This window comes from Acinetobacter sp. NIPH 2699 (assembly GCF_022549355.1).
Lineage (GTDB): Bacteria > Pseudomonadota > Gammaproteobacteria > Pseudomonadales > Moraxellaceae > Acinetobacter.
The window spans coordinates 37,578-54,841 of sequence record NZ_JAKZGL010000010.1 but is presented as its reverse complement, the minus strand read 5'-3'; the positions used below and the strand labels follow the sequence as shown (position 1 = coordinate 54,841).

Annotated in this window: 15 protein-coding genes; 6 read left to right on the top strand and 9 right to left on the bottom strand. The window is 39.3% G+C overall.

Translation table 11 applies throughout. From position 1 onward, the window contains the following. Positions 1-104: 104 nt before the first annotated feature. From dnaB to MMP72_RS10870, 3 genes are all read left to right on the top strand, one after another. Entirely contained in the window at positions 105-1,550 is a 1,446-nt protein-coding gene (gene dnaB / locus MMP72_RS10880; protein ID WP_241317191.1) for a replicative DNA helicase, read from the top strand. A gap of 58 nt (positions 1,551-1,608) precedes the next feature. Further along, the gene (alr, locus tag MMP72_RS10875) at positions 1,609-2,682 is read left to right on the top strand and encodes an alanine racemase (RefSeq protein WP_241317190.1); all 1,074 of its coding nucleotides are present in this window, start codon (positions 1,609-1,611) and stop codon (positions 2,680-2,682) included. Positions 2,683-2,750: 68 nt separating this feature from the next. Then, the gene (locus tag MMP72_RS10870) at positions 2,751-3,218 is read left to right on the top strand and encodes a DoxX family protein (protein ID WP_241317188.1); all 468 of its coding nucleotides are present in this window, start codon (positions 2,751-2,753) and stop codon (positions 3,216-3,218) included. Between the two features lie 57 nt (positions 3,219-3,275). Here the strand turns inward: MMP72_RS10870 and MMP72_RS10865 are convergent, their stop codons facing one another. The 4 genes from MMP72_RS10865 to MMP72_RS10850 form a co-directional block, all read right to left on the bottom strand. Further along, the gene (locus MMP72_RS10865; protein ID WP_241317186.1) at positions 3,276-4,010 is read right to left on the bottom strand and encodes a proteasome-type protease; all 735 of its coding nucleotides are present in this window, start codon (positions 4,008-4,010) and stop codon (positions 3,276-3,278) included. A gap of 16 nt (positions 4,011-4,026) precedes the next feature. Next, positions 4,027-4,806 (bottom strand): transglutaminase family protein, encoded by a 780-nt coding sequence (locus MMP72_RS10860; protein ID WP_241317184.1) that lies wholly within the window; start codon positions 4,804-4,806, stop codon positions 4,027-4,029. Beyond that, positions 4,803-5,405 carry an alpha-E domain-containing protein gene (locus MMP72_RS10855; RefSeq protein WP_241317182.1) on the bottom strand — a complete coding sequence of 201 codons (603 nt, stop codon included), beginning with the start codon at positions 5,403-5,405 and terminating at the stop codon, positions 4,803-4,805. The genes MMP72_RS10860 and MMP72_RS10855 overlap by 4 nt, the downstream gene beginning before the upstream one ends. 92 nt (positions 5,406-5,497) lie before the next feature. Further along, positions 5,498-7,048, bottom strand: a complete 1,551-nt coding sequence (locus tag MMP72_RS10850; RefSeq protein WP_241317180.1) for a circularly permuted type 2 ATP-grasp protein — start codon at positions 7,046-7,048, stop codon at positions 5,498-5,500. Between the two features lie 212 nt (positions 7,049-7,260). On the opposite strand from MMP72_RS10850, the gene MMP72_RS10845 reads away from it, so the two are divergent. Both MMP72_RS10845 and MMP72_RS10840 read left to right on the top strand, forming a co-directional pair. Beyond that, positions 7,261-8,265 (top strand): WYL domain-containing protein, encoded by a 1,005-nt coding sequence (locus MMP72_RS10845; RefSeq protein ID WP_241317178.1) that lies wholly within the window; start codon positions 7,261-7,263, stop codon positions 8,263-8,265. A gap of 105 nt (positions 8,266-8,370) precedes the next feature. Then, positions 8,371-9,303 carry a hypothetical protein gene (locus tag MMP72_RS10840; protein ID WP_241317177.1) on the top strand — a complete coding sequence of 311 codons (933 nt, stop codon included), beginning with the start codon at positions 8,371-8,373 and terminating at the stop codon, positions 9,301-9,303. A gap of 339 nt (positions 9,304-9,642) precedes the next feature. Here MMP72_RS10840 and MMP72_RS10835 read toward each other — a convergent pair whose 3' ends face one another. From MMP72_RS10835 to MMP72_RS10815, 5 genes are all read right to left on the bottom strand, one after another. Then, positions 9,643-9,948 (bottom strand): putative quinol monooxygenase, encoded by a 306-nt coding sequence (locus tag MMP72_RS10835; protein ID WP_241317175.1) that lies wholly within the window; start codon positions 9,946-9,948, stop codon positions 9,643-9,645. 82 nt (positions 9,949-10,030) lie between these two features. Then, positions 10,031-11,350, bottom strand: a complete 1,320-nt coding sequence (locus MMP72_RS10830; RefSeq protein WP_241317173.1) for an adenylosuccinate synthase — start codon at positions 11,348-11,350, stop codon at positions 10,031-10,033. A 58-nt stretch (positions 11,351-11,408) separates the two neighbouring features. Then, a complete protein-coding gene (locus tag MMP72_RS10825; RefSeq protein ID WP_241317171.1) occupies positions 11,409-12,575 on the bottom strand; it encodes an ATP phosphoribosyltransferase regulatory subunit in 1,167 nt (388 codons plus the stop codon). Positions 12,576-12,932: 357 nt separating this feature from the next. After that, entirely contained in the window at positions 12,933-13,238 is a 306-nt protein-coding gene (locus MMP72_RS10820) for a hypothetical protein (RefSeq protein ID WP_241317168.1), read from the bottom strand. Between the two features lie 42 nt (positions 13,239-13,280). Then, positions 13,281-14,303: a glyceraldehyde-3-phosphate dehydrogenase gene (locus tag MMP72_RS10815; protein WP_241317166.1), complete on the bottom strand. Its 1,023-nt coding sequence runs from the start codon at positions 14,301-14,303 to the stop codon at positions 13,281-13,283. Positions 14,304-14,526: 223 nt separating this feature from the next. Between MMP72_RS10815 and alaS the strand changes: the two genes are divergently transcribed. Then, positions 14,527-17,217, top strand: a complete 2,691-nt coding sequence (alaS, locus tag MMP72_RS10810) for an alanine--tRNA ligase (protein ID WP_241317164.1) — start codon at positions 14,527-14,529, stop codon at positions 17,215-17,217. Positions 17,218-17,264 lie beyond the last annotated feature (47 nt).

The window sequence follows — 17,264 nt, the reverse complement described above, 5'->3', positions numbered from 1 at the left end:
TTTCACCAATTAAACAATTTTTCTAAATTAAGTTCACTGGATGCGATTCATTTGGATTAAGATAGTCAGTTGTTACTAGTTTCATCTTTTTATTAGGTCTTGTTATGTCACAGGCGAATGCCAATTTTACGAAAAATACTCAAAATACAGAGAGTAAAATGAGTGACTCAGGTCAACTAAAGGAATTCCGTACCCCACCCCATAATCTTGCCATTGAGCAGGCAGTTTTAGCGGCATTGATGACGGTTGCTGAATCATTTGAACAAGTCAGCGACATGCTCAAAGAAAATGATTTTTATGCGACGCGGCATAAATATATTTATCGAGCAATTGAGAAACTTGCACAAGAAAACTCACCTTATGATGCTGTTTTAGTCAATGATTGGTTACTCAAACAAAATCTACTCGATGCGATTGGTGGTGAAGAATATTTAATGCAATTGATGGCTGACTCCCCTTCAAGTTTTTATAATCTTGAAACCTATGCCAATAAAATCAAAGAATTTTCTACTCTGCGTACAATGATCAAAGTAAGTACCGATATTCTGCAAAATGCTTATGACACCAAAGGTCGTCCAGTGAGCGAAATTCTTGATCTTGCTGAAACCCAAATTTTTTCACTGGCTGAACAACACAACAATAATAAAAAAGATTCAGGCCCAAAATCGATCAGTTCAGTGACTGCCGATGTCATTATGAAACTTGATGAGCTTTCTAAATTAGAGGGAAGTATCACAGGTTTAACCACAGGCTTCTTAGAACTCGATAATAAAACCTCTGGGATGCAAGCAGGAGATTTAATTATTGTTGCAGCGCGTCCATCTATGGGTAAAACCACATTTGCAATGAACTTGGTTGAAAGCGTACTGCAATACAACCGACTGCCTGCACTGGTTTTTTCTATGGAAATGCCAGCCGACTCCATCGCCATGCGTTTGATTTCCGCAATGGGGAAAGTTCATCAAGGACATTTACGATCGGGTAATCTTGATGCTGACGAATGGACCAAGGTCACTGGAACAATTCTGCAATTACAACAAATGCAATTGTATATTGATGACTCCTCTGCCTTGCCACCAACGGAACTCAGAGCACGTGCACGTCGTATCGCCAAAATGCATGACGGCAAAATTGGCTGTATCATGGTCGACTATTTACAGTTGATGAAAGTCCCTGGTATGGGAGATAACCGTGTCGGTGAGATTTCTGAAATTTCTCGAAGTTTGAAAGCATTAGCAAAAGAAATGCAATGTCCTGTCATCGCACTGTCCCAGCTTAACCGTAGTTTGGAGAACCGACCAAACAAACGCCCTGTTATGTCTGACTTACGTGAATCTGGAGCGATCGAGCAGGATGCGGACTTAATCATGTTTATTTACCGCGATGAAGTCTATAACAAAGAATCTAAAGAAGCTGGTACCGCTGAAATCATCATCGGTAAGCAACGTAATGGCCCGATTGGTTCGGTGCGTCTGGCTTTTGAAGGACAGTACACTCGTTTTAGTAATCTCTCACCAGAGTTCTATGCCCAATATGATAACGATGAATAACATCTAATTTAATACTTGCTTTATATACTTTCCAAGTCGTCCCAAAGGAGAAATCAGGGTGCGCCAAGCAACAGTTTATATTGACAGTTCTGCGCTGCAATATAATTTAAACCGTGTCAAACAACTAGCTCCACATTCAAAAATTGTAAGCATGGTTAAAGCCAATGCCTACGGACATGGAATCAAAGACTGCTTAGCCGCCTTAGAAACCACAGATGCCTTTGGTGTCGCCTGCTTAGAAGAGGCCTTAGAAATCAGGCAACTGGGATATACGCAACCCATTACATTAATTGAAGGCGTTTTTTCTGAAGATGAAATGGCACATGTGATTCAATATCAACTTGAATGCATCGTTCATCACGCCCAACAAGTCGAATGGCTGATTCAACATAAAAATGCTTATAACACACTCGGCTTAAAAGTGTGGATCAAACTCAATAGTGGCATGAACCGTTTAGGCTTCAAACGTACTGAAATCATTGATGTCATTCAACGCTTAAAATCTGAAGGTTTCACTTGTGTTTTGGCAATGCACTTCGCCAATGCTGATGCTGATCACCCTTTAAACGAGCAGCAAATAGATCAGTTCTTACAAATAAAACAAGCCTGTGAGCCAATTATGGCTTCTTGTTGTAATTCCGCAGCCATTTATAAATACCCAGAACTACATTTTGATTTTGTCCGTCCAGGCATCATGCTTTATGGTGCCACCCCTTTTGCGGATAAAAATGCACATGAACTAGATTTAAAACCAGTCATGACTTTTCGTGCTGAAATCATTGCATTAAATCATATTCAACAGGGTGAACATGTTGGTTATGGCTCCCTCTTCACAGCATCAAAAAATATGAATATCGCCATCGTTTCTATTGGCTATGGTGATGGTTATCCTCGCGCTTATATCAAGCCAAACTTTGTTGCCATTGATCAACAACTTGTTCCAGTTGTCGGGCGTGTCAGTATGGATATGATGGCCATTGATGTCACAGACATTCAAGCCGAAATAGGAACTCAGGTTGAGCTTTGGGGGAAAACACGTTTAGTCGATGAGGTTGCAGATGCCAATGGTACTATTGGATATGAACTACTCTGTCGTTTAACACAAAGACCATCACGGCGAATATACGCGTAACCAAACAACGCTTGTTCTCCTTTTTTGTTTTATCTTTAATACAGTTTTGACGATTTAATTGAAAAAGAATGTTGAAACTTATTTACGATAATCCTCTCTATAAAATGCCGATACCGCAATTTGTTCTTTTTTTGGTACGAATTTCTATCGGCATCTTTTTCTTCACAACGGGTTTCAATAAACTTTTCGTTGAGAAAAATCAACTCATTATGCTGGAAACCATTATTGACGCAGGGATACCATTTCCCGAGATCATGAGTACATTTGTTTCTGCAACCGAAATGCTAGCGGGCTTATTACTGATTATTGGATTATTGACCCAAATCAGCAGTATTTTATTATTGATCATTTGTCTTACCGCACTTTATACGGTTGGAATCCATACGATCCCACCTCATCTAGATTCGATTAGCTGGTTCAGTTGGTTGTTTTATATTCACGATCTTCTATATATGCTGATCTTAGCTATACTGATTACATCAAAGCCTCAATTTATGGCATTGGATCATATCCTGATCAAAAAAATGACACCTTAATTTAAAAATGACTCACAACAGAAATACTGATTAAGGTGACTTGGATTTTTCAGATTCTTATAAACCATAATCATTTGTTGGCTCAGGCAACTCTTGTAAACCACGGCGCAAGGTTTCTGACCACTGTTTACTGATCTGAGTAAAATATGGATCTTCTTCATTTATCCGCTTGGCAGCAGGGCTTTTAAAACTATCTTTATGATAAACCAACGCATCCAAAGGTAGCCCCACGGAAACATTGGAACGCAAAGTTGAGTCAAAAGAAATTAATGAGCACCGTAAACCTTCACTTAAAGGCATCGTATAGTGGAGTGCACGATCTAAAATTGGTTTGCCATATTTACTTTCGCCGATTTGGAAGTACGGTGTATCCGTGGTTGCACGGATGAAATTACCCTCAGGGTAAACATTATAGAGTTGCATATCTTCACCCAAGATTTGACCACCCACCAAAATACTGCATGAATAATTCATTTGTTCATGTGTATTGCTCGTAACATCCTCTAAAACACGACGCAAGGTCTTACCCACCAGTTCAGCTACTTCAAACATGGTATTTACCGTATAAAGATTTGGCTCTTGGTGTAAAGTTAAAGCGTTTTGAAGATGTCCAATGACCGCTTGAGTGGTTGCCAAGTTCCCTGCTGTTTGTAGTGCAATAAAACGCTCACCCTCGACCCCAAAGGTATGTAATTTACGAAATACAGAAATATGATCGACCCCCGCATTGGTTCGAGTATCACTAATCAGCACCAAACCTTGCTCTAATCTTAATGCACAACAATAGGTCATCTTTCTCTCTTTACATTCAACAAGCCAGTACCTGAACCGTAGACATCATACTTTCAACGCCACCTTGCTCACGGACACCACGAATCGGCGCAACATCTAGATAATCACGTCCAACTGCAACATAGATATGATTCTGAGGTGTAAATATTTGATTACTTACATCGAAACAATACCATTGATTATCCAAAAAAACTTCTGCCCATGCATGACTGGCAAGGTGTGGCTGATTTCGATCGTATAAATATCCCGAAACATAACGTGCAGGTAATTGTAACACCCGACACATCGCAATCAATACATGTGCATGATCTTGGCAGACACCTTGGCCTGCATAGAATGCATCAATCGCTGAGGTTGTGACAGATGTGCTTGCTGGTTGATAAGCGATTTGCTGTAATATTTTCTCTGATAGAAGAATTAAATGTTGACGATCTTTAACCTTAACCACCGAATGAGCAAAATCTGACATGGCTAAATCACAACAGGTTATTGCGGTACGTTGCTGAAACAGCATCGGGCTAAGATCACTTTCAAAATAACCAAGCTCAGTATCCAATAAATCAACAATCCCCTGCGCCATGATGGTTAAATAACGATAATCATGACGTTGAGTTGCAGTAATCCATAAATTATTAAAAGCATCTCGCTTACAGGTATATTGTCCTGGCACGCTCACATGCCAAGTCTCAACGATTTGATGCTGAGAACTTTGAGGCATCATTTTTATAGACTGCACGCTATTCCGTGCAGTCTCTGTATAGCGATAATGGGTTTGGTGGTTCACCATTAACTTCATGAGCTTACCTCGAATTGATTTTCCAGCTTATAAGTAAATGCATAAAACTGATTTAAATAAGGCTGATCTTTCAATATTTCCCAACTTGGCTGCAAATCGCTCCAACCTATATGAAATAATCGCTCAATGACAGGTTCAATCGTATCAAGTACATTGTTAATATCATGTTGAAAACGGAAGTACGTATCAATACATTCCACGTTCTGTCCAATGTGTAGAAATAAGCAAACTTCCTCTTGCTCAGCGTCTAAAATCGCACAACATTGCTTCACTATATCACTAATCATCAAAGCATCTGACGGCGCATTTTTTATGAGGTGATTGAGTTCAGCATAAGCTTGTGACGATAATAATCCTCTTAATTCTTGAATATTATCTCGTGCAACCTCAAGTTGACTTAACAATGAATAGGGCTGCTTTCGATCTAACATAAACTGATTTAAACTTTCAGCATCCTCGATCTGCAAATAAAGCGCTTGAGCAAACGCCGCAGCTTGCTGGTCATTTGTTAATGGCAACTGTTGAGCAACATGATCAATCCTAAATAAATAACGACCTAACCAATAAATATGTTCGGCATTTGAGCGAAGTAAAACCATATATGTCCTCCCTTATATTATAAAATCCTCTAAAACACGCTCCGATAAAATACAGATTCGTGTTTTAGACTAAAGCTTCGTAAGGAAGACGTTTAAGAAGGTAATGTTTCAACCACCCATGTATCTTTAATTCCTCCGCCCTGCGAAGAATTGACCACCAGCGAACCTTCTTGCATCGCAACACGGGTTAGACCACCGGGAACAATTTCAGTACGATGAGGCGAACTCAGCACAAATGGACGTAAATCAATATGACGTTCTGCCACGCCTTCAGCAGTCAGCGTCGGTGCAACGGACAGAGCTAAAGTTGTTTGTGCAATATATAAATGTGGTGTTTCAATGATTTTTTGTCTAAATTTCTCAATTTGTTGTTCATTCGCCTGAGGGCCAATTAACATGCCATAACCACCTGAACCCTGTGCCTCTTTTACAACCAATTTTTCCAAATTACTCAACACATAATCAAGCTGCTCAGCATCTCGGCATTGATAAGTCGGAACATTATTTAAAATCGGTGTTTCACCTAAATAGAATTGAATCATCTGATCCACATAAGGATAGATAGACTTGTCATCTGCCACTCCTGTTCCCGGCGCATTGGCAATCACAACATTATTTTCTAAATATGCCGCCATAAGACCAGCAACACCTAAACAACTATCAGGTCTAAAGATTAATGGATCTAAAAAATCATCATCCACCCGACGATAAATCACATCAACTTGTTGACGACCACGAATCGTTTTGACAAAAACTTTGTCATCTTCTACAAATAAATCTCGACTCGTCACCAAAGGTACATCCATTTCACGTGCCAAAAATGCATGTTCATAATAGGCACAATTAAAGCGACCTGGCGTTAAAACAACAATTAAGGGATGATCCACATATGCATTTTCTTCTAAAATTTCTCGCAATACGCTGGGGAAGTGCTCTACGCCCTGTAAATTATTACTTATACACAAATCAGGCATCAGTTTTTGGCTAATCTTACGGCTCTCCATCATATAAGACACTCCAGAAGGTGTTCTTAAATTGTCCTCAAGCACAAATAAATCTCCCTGACTATCTCGAACAATATCGATCCCACTAATTTGTGAATAAACCTTGCCCTGTAAGTGATGGTTTAGCATAAAGGGCTGAAAGGCTTCATGTGTAATCACTTGATGCGCTGGAATTAAACCTTCTTTTAAAATATTTTGTCCATGATAGATATCGTCTAAAAAATAGTTCAGTGCTTTGACTCGCTGAGTACAGCCTGCTGCTATCTTCTCCCATTGTTTTTTTTCAATCACACGTGGAATCAAATCATAAGGAATCGTTCGTTCTACCCCTTCCTGATCCGCATAAACATTAAAAGTAATACCTTGATATAAAAAATGTTGTTTTGCCTCAGCACCGAACACCTTCAACTCGTCAAGACTATGGCGGCTTAACCATTGTTCAATTTTTTTTGATGCTTCACCGTTAAAACTTTTATCGTCTAGCATTTCATTAAAGAACTGTGATTTAAGTTGCTCAAATAAATTCTTTGTGACATTGAGCTGTGGGGTAAATGTAGATGAATGTACCGAGACTGTCGCTGTTTGATCAGCTGTGTAGTAGTCTGTGCTGATATCTAGGTTGTGTTCTTGTTCTGACATATAAACCTCGTCTCATCGTTTATTTATACTATGAATAAGCAATTTCAGTGCCACTCACACAAGGAGCTTGTTTTTTGATCAGATCTAAAATACTTAAGCAAGTTTGAGTACATTTCAGTCGTAAATAGGTAATCTAAATATGAGGGGCTTGCTAAATAGATGTAGTTTTTTTATTGTGTCTGCTTTAGATCATTAAATTACGTAACCAGCTTATGTCATCCATACAAGAAAAAGAAACCTCGAATAGCCTTTATCGCCAATGGCAGATTTTATCCCGTCTCTCCACAGGAAAATGGATGGGTACACGTGAATTACAAGAAATATTGGAACGTGAAGGAATTGAAATCAGTCTTCGTACCATCCAACGTGATTTAAATCAGATTGCACAACGTTTCCCTATTGAGAGCAATAAAACTGTTCCACAAGGCTGGCGCTGGCGTTCAGATGCGCCAATTCAAAGCTTGCCACATATGACCAGCTCGCAAGCGGTAACGTTTATGATGGTTGAAGAACATTTACGCCATCTACTACCACCGAGTTTACTTGAAGAAATGACACCTTGGTTTGATCTTGCAAAGCGCAGTCTATCGACTCAAAACAACGTCAGACAATGGATCAACCGAGTTCGTATTGTCCCTGCCAATCAACCATTAATTCCACCTATGGTGGATAAAAACGCGCAACAAGCGATTTATGAAGGGCTATTACAAGACAAACAAATTGAGTGTATTTACCGAGCAAGAATCAATCAAGGTGAAGACAAAAGCTATATCCTTAATCCTTTAGCTTTGGTCCAAAAAGGTGCTGTGATTTATTTGATTTGTACACGAAATGACAAAACTGATGTACAAACTTTTGCACTGCACCGTTTTAAAGCAGCAAAGGTATTAGATAATCGTGCATTACATCCTGTGAATTTCGATATTGATAGCTATATTGATTCTGGTGCACTGGGTTTCCGTGTTGATTATAGTAAAGCAACTGAGCAAGTTGAGTTGAAACTCACCATGACTGAAAGCACAGCTCAAAGTTTCTATGAAAGTCAGCTAAGCAAGGATCAGGTTATTGAGCCTATAGAGGAAAATATCGTTGTGGTTTGTGCCACAGTCCCTTTTACTTCACAACTGGTGTGGTGGTTAAGAAGCTTTGGTAAAAAATTATTAAATATTGAACCTACTGTTGTTTATAATGCAGTGAAGGAAATTAATGACGAATAATAAATAAATGGTCATGTGCACATAACATTCTATATAATGGCATTGAAAAATTATCATTAATCAAATACAGATAATTTATACAATATCTCTATTGGTAGAATTCAAATGTATAACCACAATAAGCGTATATCTATTCTTGGTCTTTTGAGCACAATTATATTTTTATCTGCCTGTGGAGGTGGTTCTTCAAATTCAGATACCAACTACACTACGCCGAAAGTAGAGACTGAGGTTAAAACAGACTTAAAATTTTTAAACACACCTCTACCTTCTGCTCAGTCCAAAAATGTAAATGAGCCTGTATATCGCTACACTCAAATTTTTACTAAAGAGAACAATCAATTTAAACAAAGTTATCAGCTAGAATTTGATTTTAATATTGATACAAATACACTTTATCGTCTAGAAGCCAACTACGATGAGCTAATCAACTCAACGCCAAACTCTATTAAACTTATACAATTTAAGAAAAATGGGAGGCAGTTAAGCATACAGCAAGAGTTTCGCTGTTCTAAAAATGACAACCCATGCCCTACTATTATAAGTTCAATCAATATAAAAACTGGTCAAGCAATGCTTAACTTTAATAACCTCTTATTAAGTAAGTCAGCATGGACAAACGAATTGCCTAATACAATCACTCTTTCAGGCTTTATTGAGGGTATTCTTACAGAAGCTCCTACTAAAGTTCAATTACCCTCAAGTCAATCCCGTACCTTGAATGTATCAGCTCTTCCATCAGAACTAGACCAAAAATCATCTTTATCAACTCAATATAAAAAACTTTCATTTACCAACCACAATCAAGCAGCTTTTCAACTTGAAGAATTAAGTATAGGTATCCAAAACAATCAAGTTCAATACGTTTCTTTAACCCCGCCCAACTTAATACTTTACCCATTTTCGTGTGGAATTTATGATCTAAAATGTACTAATGGAGTTTATAATCCTAATGATTATAGTGTCATATTTAATAATACAAAATTACATAGCCTAATGTTGGGTTATATCTATCTATATGGATCGACTGGTTTATAAAAAAAGAGAACCTTTCGGTTCTCTCAGATTTTTTAGAATTTTTTATTTATAAATAGGATTGTTTTTATTATATTAAAATGTTCAAACCAACGCTGCTCCCCGCCTGATCAGAATTGGTTCGTACCTTTTTAATCGCTCTGATATAACTTAACATCGGCATGCTAATTCATATCCATTGTAGCGAATACTCTTTTTCGTCATAGCTAAAGACCCTCTTTGTTTGAACGTAAAACAAATATAACGGGTATCTTTCAAGCTGTGAAATAACAAAGATAGGAATAAAAATCTGATTTTTTGCTATCGTCGCCGCTTTGATCAATATATTAAATGCACAAAAAACTATTCTTGTAATAATGTCTCAAAACCATGTAAATGAGTAAAACGACCTGCACGAACTTGATATAGATCAATTTGATCTACAAGCCTTTGAAAATGCTCTGATTGAACATGCTGATCTAAAGCAGCTCGATCAACCCATTCTTCAATAAAAACAAAATGCCCTTTCTGCTTTATATCATGATAAAGATCATAGGCGATGCATCCTACTTCAGCTTTTGTTTTCTCAACAAGCTCCTGATAAAGCGGTAAAACGATTTCAATTTTATCTGGTTGAATAAAGTCCTCAGCTATCAGTTTTAAAGTCATGCAATCATCTCTCTTTTTCAAAAATTTTCCATAAAAAAAGCTCTCAAAACAAATTTGAGAGCTTTTTTATCACCGATTCAGCTTATGCTGAAAATGGATGACGTAATACGATTGTTTCTGCACGGTCAGGACCAGTTGAAACGATATCAATTGGGCAACCAATTAACGTTTCAATACGACGCACATAAGCCAATGCATTCGCTGGAAGTTGATCAATTTGAGTTAAGCCAACGGTAGACTCACTCCAACCGGGCATGCTTTCATAAATCGGCTTTAAGCTTTCAAATGAAATCGCATCAGATGAACCAACACAACCAGAATCTACATCTTCATAGCCAACACAGATCTTCACTTCTTCCAAACCATCTAAAACATCAAGTTTAGTTAAGCAAATACCAGACAATGAGTTGACTTCAACTGAACGACGTAAAATCTCAGCATCGAACCAACCACAACGACGTTGACGACCAGTAGATGCACCGAATTCGTGCCCAACCGTACCCAAATGACGACCAATCGCATCACCTTGATCTGTCACTGCATCATAGTGCAACTCAGTTGGAAATGGGCCTGCACCAACACGAGTGGTATAAGCCTTGGTAATACCAAGTACATAGTCTAAATGAAGTGGTCCCATACCAGAACCTGAGCTCACACCACCAGCAGTTGTGTTTGAACTGGTTACGTACGGATAAGTACCATGATCGATGTCAAGCAATGAACCTTGCGCACCTTCAAACATGATTGCCTTACCTTCTTTGCGGTAATCATGTAACACTTTGGTTACATCAATCACTAATGGTACAAGCACTTCACGCCATTCATTGCAAAGTGCAAGTACGTCTTCGAACTTAACTTCATCAACACCATAGAATTGAGAAAGTTGGAAGTTATGCAGCTCAAGCATTTCCTGAAGTTTTTCTTCAAGCAATGCACCGCCACGAATCAAGTCCGCTACACGCACAGCACGGCGTGCAACTTTATCTTCATAAGCCGGACCAATACCACGACCTGTTGTACCAATTTTGGCATTGCCACGTTTTTTCTCACGTGCTTGGTCAAGTGCAATGTGGTTTGGCAAAATTAACGGACAGTTTGGTGAAATACGTAGACGATCTTTAACAGGTACGCCTTCCGCTTCCAAAATCGCCATTTCTTTGATTAATGCTTCAGGAGATAGAACTACGCCATTACCGATTAAGCACAATACGTTTTCACGTAAGATACCTGATGGAATGAGGTGTAATACAGTCTTCTTACCACCGACCACAAGCGTATGACCCGCGTTATGTCCACCTTGATAGCGTACGACCGCAGCCGCTTGATCTGTGAGCAGGTCGACGATCTTGCCTTTGCCTTCGTCGCCCCATTGGGTACCAAGTACCACAACATTTTTGCCCATAATAGCCTCATTACATCATGCTGTTAAAATTGGAAACTAAGCTGTTACAACCTAGCAATTAAATTTTTTCAATCACCCATTGTCCATTTTGCGACACCATTTGATGGGTCGCATAAGGTACCGAGCTTAGATCATCATTACCTAACAATTGCACCACACGTAGACCTTGGCTTCGTGCATCTGCGATTGCCTTTAATAACTCATGCTCATAACCCTTAGGTGCAACCACAGTTTCTATTGCTACAAACTGTGCCGCGCCTAAAGCATATAAGTCACAACTAAATCCTGTTGCTGGACGTGCACGTCCAAAATGCTCACCTATTCCATCATAACGCCCACCTTGTGCCAGTGGTGCAGCACGATTAGGCGCATAAATGGCATACATTAAACCTGTATGATAGTGATAACTGCGTAATTCGATCACATCTATCCCAATATTCAGGTTAGACCACTGTGATTGAATTTGAGCAAATGTTGTTTTTAATGCATCAAATGCATTTTTAAAATCAACATCATTTAAAATATCTTGGCTTAAATGCGTTTGTAATGCATCTAAATCACTTGCATAACGCCCAAGCGCATAAAAGTCAGCGCCCATTGCCAAATCTTGAGTAAATTCTTCTAACTCAGGCAAAGCTTTACGTTGATATAAATCTGACAGTTGGTTTTCAATATTTTTATTTAACCCTGCTCGTTTGACCAAGCTGCGGAATAAACCAACATGCCCTAAATCTAAGTGAACACCATCTAGATTATGCGTGTGCTCTATCAAAGCCAACATTACATCGATCATTTCAACATCAGCTTCGATGCTATCATGACCATACAATTCCGCACCTAACTGTAAAGGTGCACGCGTGGCATTAAAGTTCTGTGGTTTTGTATGTAATACTGTGCCTGCATAGCAATAACGCGCAACGCCTTCAACTGGAAGAACATGTGCATCAATACGTGCAACTTGCGGTGTCATATCTGCACGAATTCCAAGCAAACGACCAGATAGTTGATCAATTACTTTGAAAGTAACTAAATCTAAATCTTGATTGGATTCGGAAAGTGAGGACAACGATTCGATGTGTTCAATAAATGGCGTATAGACCAATTGATAACCTCGAACTGCAAGGAAATCTAAAGCTTCTCGGCGCAGTGTTTCAACCACTTGCGCTTGTTCGGGTAATACATCTGCCACCCCGTCAGGGAGCAACCATGTCTCTGAAATGGTCATGTTTCAAACCTAAAATCTGTTCACCGTGGAAGCATCCACACAAAAAGCAGCCACATAAAAAAATCGGGTGAATGCCCGATTCAGCGTAGTGTAGCATGAAGATTTATGCGATGCACCTGAGAATTTGAATAAAAACTGCTTATTCCACTCTCTAAAAATCAAACAGATTTTATATAATTAACCAATAATTTCAATAGATTAATATTATACATTTGGCTCAAAAAGCAAAGTTCGCAGCCCAAAGAACTGCCCAATACCTGAACTATCGCCTTGTTATTTAATTTTGAATAACCTGAATACTGAACACAAAATAACGTTTCCATTTCCTCACCAAATGGAAACGTTTGTGATGAATAATTATTTTCGATAACTGACCAAAGTCTCCAATACTTTAACCAACTCAACATTTTGTTTTTCCAACGCAGCAACATTCGCAATCATCTTATCTAGCACTTCTTGCTGAGTATGCATTTTCTTGGCTAAGTCCTGCATAATTTCCAAACTCTTTTTAAGATGTAGCTCTAAATGCAAAACTTTTTCTTCTACTTGTAAAACCTGAGCATCATAATTTGGCGCTTCGTTGTTTTTAAACTGAAACCAAAATAAGAAAATAACCGCCAATAATAGCAGTACAATAAATCCCCAAATCAACATCAATGTCATTTAAATCCCCAAATTAATTTTATAAGTTTTAAATTAAACGATTCACACAAATGATTCGCACAAATCCAGCAAGCGATTTGCATATCCCCACTCATTATCATACCAAGCAAAAACTTTAGCTTGATGACCAACAACGATGGTTTGAGTTAAATCAACAATTAAAGAATAAGGCGAATGATTAAAATCACTTGATACAAGGTCTTCATCCGTGACTTGCATAATCTGTGCATAATCAAATTGTGCTGCCTTATTTAATACTTCATTGACCTTGTGCACGGTAATCGGAGATTGAGATATAAAGGTTAAATCAATAGCCGCGACATTTATCGTGGGCACACGAATCGAATAACCATCGATTCGATTTTCCATTTTCGGCATGACACGTTTGAGCGCACCCAATGCACTGGATGTGGTTGGAATGATATTTTGTCCCGAAGCTCTAGCACGACGTAAATCTCGATGCGCATGATCGAGTACCGATTGATCTGCTGTTACCGCATGAATTTCAGTCATTAATGCAGTTTCGATTCCAAAGGCATCATCGATAATTTTGACCAATGGAACCAAGGCTTGCGTAGTACACGACACACTGGAAATAATTTGATCTGTTGCTTTTACTTCGGCATGATTGACACCATACACAATCGCAGCGTCCACAGAGTCAAATGGAGCAGCGCCGATGATGACTCGCTTTGCCCCCGCCTCGATATGACGAGTTGCATCCGCTCTTGAACGAAATAAGCCAGTACACTCAAGCACCACATCAATCTTTAGAGACGCCCACGGCAACAATTCTGGCTCGGCTTGTTTAAATATTTGTAATTTTAACTGACGTTGGTTGGACTGAATATTGAGAAAAATCTGTTCATTTTCAATTTGAATTTCGACTTGCCCAGCAAAACGCCCATGTGTGGTGTCATATTTAAACAAATGCACTAAAGTTTGTACGTCAGCAATATCATTAATCGCTACGATTTCAAATTGAAATTGTTTAGGGTTTTCAAACCAAGCACGTAATACATTCCGACCAATTCTTCCAAAGCCATTAATCGCGATACGTTGCATGTAGAACCCTTATTCATCAAAACATCATCTTAGTGTATCAATATCTACTGACACTCTATTTATTAAGTATCAACAAACGCCTCTATGGTAAAACATGAATGGCATTGTTGAATATAGATTTTTAGCTTAATCACAGTTTTATATGATATTGCTTGTAAAATCGTTGGTCGGGCAGGTATTTTCCGTTATAATTTAGCACTTTCAAAATTATGGACGCTTGGTTGTGAGTACTCGTTTTATGACATCCGCTGAAATCCGTGAAGCATTTTTGCGTTACTTTGAATCGCAAGGGCATACACGTGTCGCTTCGAGCTCACTCGTTCCCGCCAACGATCCAACTTTACTGTTTACCAATGCTGGTATGAACCAGTTTAAAGATTGCTTCTTAGGCTTAGAAAAGCGCAACTACGTGCGTGCAGTTTCATCACAAAAATGTGTCCGTGCAGGTGGTAAACATAACGACCTTGATAATGTCGGTTATACCGCACGTCACCACACCTTCTTTGAAATGTTAGGTAACTTCTCTTTTGGTGATTATTTCAAGCGTGATGCATTAAAGTTTGCTTGGGATTTCTTGACTGGCGAACAATGGTTAGCTCTCCCTAAAGATCGCTTATATGTGACGGTTTATCATACTGATGATGAAGCCTTTGATATTTGGAATAAAGAAATTGGCTTAGATACCGACCGTATTATCCGTATTGGTGATAATAAAGGCGGAAAATACGCTTCAGATAACTTCTGGGCAATGGGCGATACAGGTCCTTGTGGTCCTTGTTCAGAGATTTTCTTTGATCATGGCGATCATATTTGGGGTGGTTTACCGGGTACACCTGAAGAAGATGGCGACCGCTTTATTGAGATTTGGAATAACGTTTTCATGCAGTTCAACCGTACTGCGGATGGCGTGATGCACCCTCTTCCAGCACCTTCTGTTGATACAGGTATGGGCTTGGAGCGTATCTCTGCTGTTTTACAACACGTTAATTCAAACTACGAAATTGACCTGTTCCAACACTTATTAAAAGCTGCTGCTGAAATCATTGGTTTAGATACCACAGCGATCGAAACTGAAGCGAAAGAAAATAATAAACCTGTCGAATATCCAGCATCATTAAAAGTGATTGCCGATCATGCACGTTCATGCTCATTCTTAATTGCGGATGGTGTAAATCCTTCAAACGAAGGTCGTGGCTATGTATTGCGTCGCATCATTCGTCGTGCGGTACGTCATGGTAACAAGTTGGGTGCAACAGGTGCATTCTTCTACAAGATGTTACAGCCACTCATTGAAGTGATGGGCGAAGCTTATCCAGAGCTTGCTGCACAACAAGCACGTATCGAAGCACAACTGCTCAAAGAAGAAGAGCAATTTGCAAAGACACTAGAGCAAGGTTTGAAGTTATTAGAAGTTGAACTGACTCAACTTAAAGGGAACGTGATTGCGGGTGAAACCGTATTTAAACTTTACGATACTTATGGCTTCCCAACAGACTTAACTGCTGATATCGCACGTGAACGTGATCTCACCATTGATGAAGCTGGTTTTGAAGTTGAAATGGCAGCACAACGCCAACGTGCGCGTGATGCTGGCAAATTCGCAGTTGACTACAACAGCATCGTCAAAGTTGAAGGTGAAACTCAATTTGATGGCTATGATGCAACTCAGGGTCAAGGTCAAATTGTTGCAATCTACAAAGATGGCGTTCAAGTTGATGCAATCAATGAAGGCGATGAAGCACTTATTCTTTTAAACCAAACTCCTTTCTATGCTGAAAGCGGTGGTCAAATCGGTGATACAGGTATCTTCAAAAACGATACTGGTATTTTCGAAGTACAAGATACCAAGAAATCTGGTGGCGCATTTGTGCATCAAGGTATCGTCACCATGGGTAGCCTCAAAGCAACTCAAAGTGTTGAAGCAACCGTTAAAGCAGACATTCGTGCAGCAACAGCACGTAATCACTCTGCTACCCACCTTCTACATGCTGCTTTACGTCAAATTCTTGGTGAGCATGTACAGCAAAAAGGTTCTTTGGTTGCGAGCGATATTTTACGTTTTGACTTTGCCAATGATCAGCCAGTTTCATTTCAACAACTTCAACAGATCGAACGTTTAGTCAATGCTGAAGTGATTGCCAACACCCCTGTCAGCACTGAGCTTTTGGATATTGAATCGGCTAAATCAAAAGGCGCAATGATGCTTTTTGGTGAAAAGTATGGTGATGAAGTTCGTGTACTTTCAATGGGTTCTGTGATTGATGAAAAGAATTTCTCAATCGAACTTTGTGGCGGTATTCATGTTAAACGTACTGGCGATATTGGTTTGTTTAAAATCACCTCCGAAGGTGGTGTCGCTGCGGGTATTCGTCGTATTGAAGCAATCACAGGTACTCAAGCAGTTGAAGCCGTGCAAAAAGCAGATAATGACATTCAAACGATCAACAGCTTGTTAAAAGCACAAAAAGATCAAACCGTCGAGAAAGTTGAAGCAATTGTTGAAACGGCTTCAAGTCTGCAAAAGCAAATCGAGCAATTAAATCAAAAATTAGCAAGCTTCCAAGCTGCTGATTTACTGGATCAAGTGAAAGAGATCGCGGGTCGTCAAACGCTGATCACCACGGTAAAAGGTTTGGATGCCAAATCATTACGCAATCTACATGACAGCGTAAAATCAAAACTGGAAGATGCAGTCATTATTTTAGCTGGCGTTGATGGTGATAAAGTGAGTTTAATCGCCTCTGTCGCTAAACAACATGCTGCAAACCTAAAAGCAGGTGACATCATCAAACACTTGGCTCAAGAGCTGGGTGGTAAAGGTGGTGGTAAACCTGACTTAGCACAAGGTGGCGCGCCACTAAACGAGAAGTTTGATCAAGTGATTGCAGCACTGCCTGCTTGGCTTGAGCAATAAAAACTTCACTTTTGTGTAACTGACCCTGATGCCTCTCAGGGTCATGG

What these genes read in the sequence shown, in the direction of transcription:
- MMP72_RS10835 (WP_241317175.1), bottom strand. Translation starts at nt 9,948, where the DNA reads ATGACTTTAAAACTGATAGCTGAGGACTTTATTCAACCAGATAAAATT.
- MMP72_RS10865 (WP_241317186.1), bottom strand. Translation starts at nt 4,010, where the DNA reads ATGACCTATTGTTGTGCATTAAGATTAGAGCAAGGTTTGGTGCTGATT.
- MMP72_RS10830 (WP_241317173.1), bottom strand. Translation starts at nt 11,350, where the DNA reads ATGGGCAAAAATGTTGTGGTACTTGGTACCCAATGGGGCGACGAAGGC.
- MMP72_RS10825 (WP_241317171.1), bottom strand. Translation starts at nt 12,575, where the DNA reads ATGACCATTTCAGAGACATGGTTGCTCCCTGACGGGGTGGCAGATGTA.
- MMP72_RS10840 (WP_241317177.1), top strand. Translation starts at nt 8,371, where the DNA reads ATGTATAACCACAATAAGCGTATATCTATTCTTGGTCTTTTGAGCACA.
- MMP72_RS10860 (WP_241317184.1), bottom strand. Translation starts at nt 4,806, where the DNA reads ATGAAGTTAATGGTGAACCACCAAACCCATTATCGCTATACAGAGACT.
- MMP72_RS10820 (WP_241317168.1), bottom strand. Translation starts at nt 13,238, where the DNA reads ATGACATTGATGTTGATTTGGGGATTTATTGTACTGCTATTATTGGCG.
- MMP72_RS10845 (WP_241317178.1), top strand. Translation starts at nt 7,261, where the DNA reads ATGTCATCCATACAAGAAAAAGAAACCTCGAATAGCCTTTATCGCCAA.
- MMP72_RS10870 (WP_241317188.1), top strand. Translation starts at nt 2,751, where the DNA reads ATGTTGAAACTTATTTACGATAATCCTCTCTATAAAATGCCGATACCG.
- MMP72_RS10815 (WP_241317166.1), bottom strand. Translation starts at nt 14,303, where the DNA reads ATGCAACGTATCGCGATTAATGGCTTTGGAAGAATTGGTCGGAATGTA.
- MMP72_RS10855 (WP_241317182.1), bottom strand. Translation starts at nt 5,405, where the DNA reads ATGGTTTTACTTCGCTCAAATGCCGAACATATTTATTGGTTAGGTCGT.
- dnaB (WP_241317191.1), top strand. Translation starts at nt 105, where the DNA reads ATGTCACAGGCGAATGCCAATTTTACGAAAAATACTCAAAATACAGAG.
- MMP72_RS10850 (WP_241317180.1), bottom strand. Translation starts at nt 7,048, where the DNA reads ATGTCAGAACAAGAACACAACCTAGATATCAGCACAGACTACTACACA.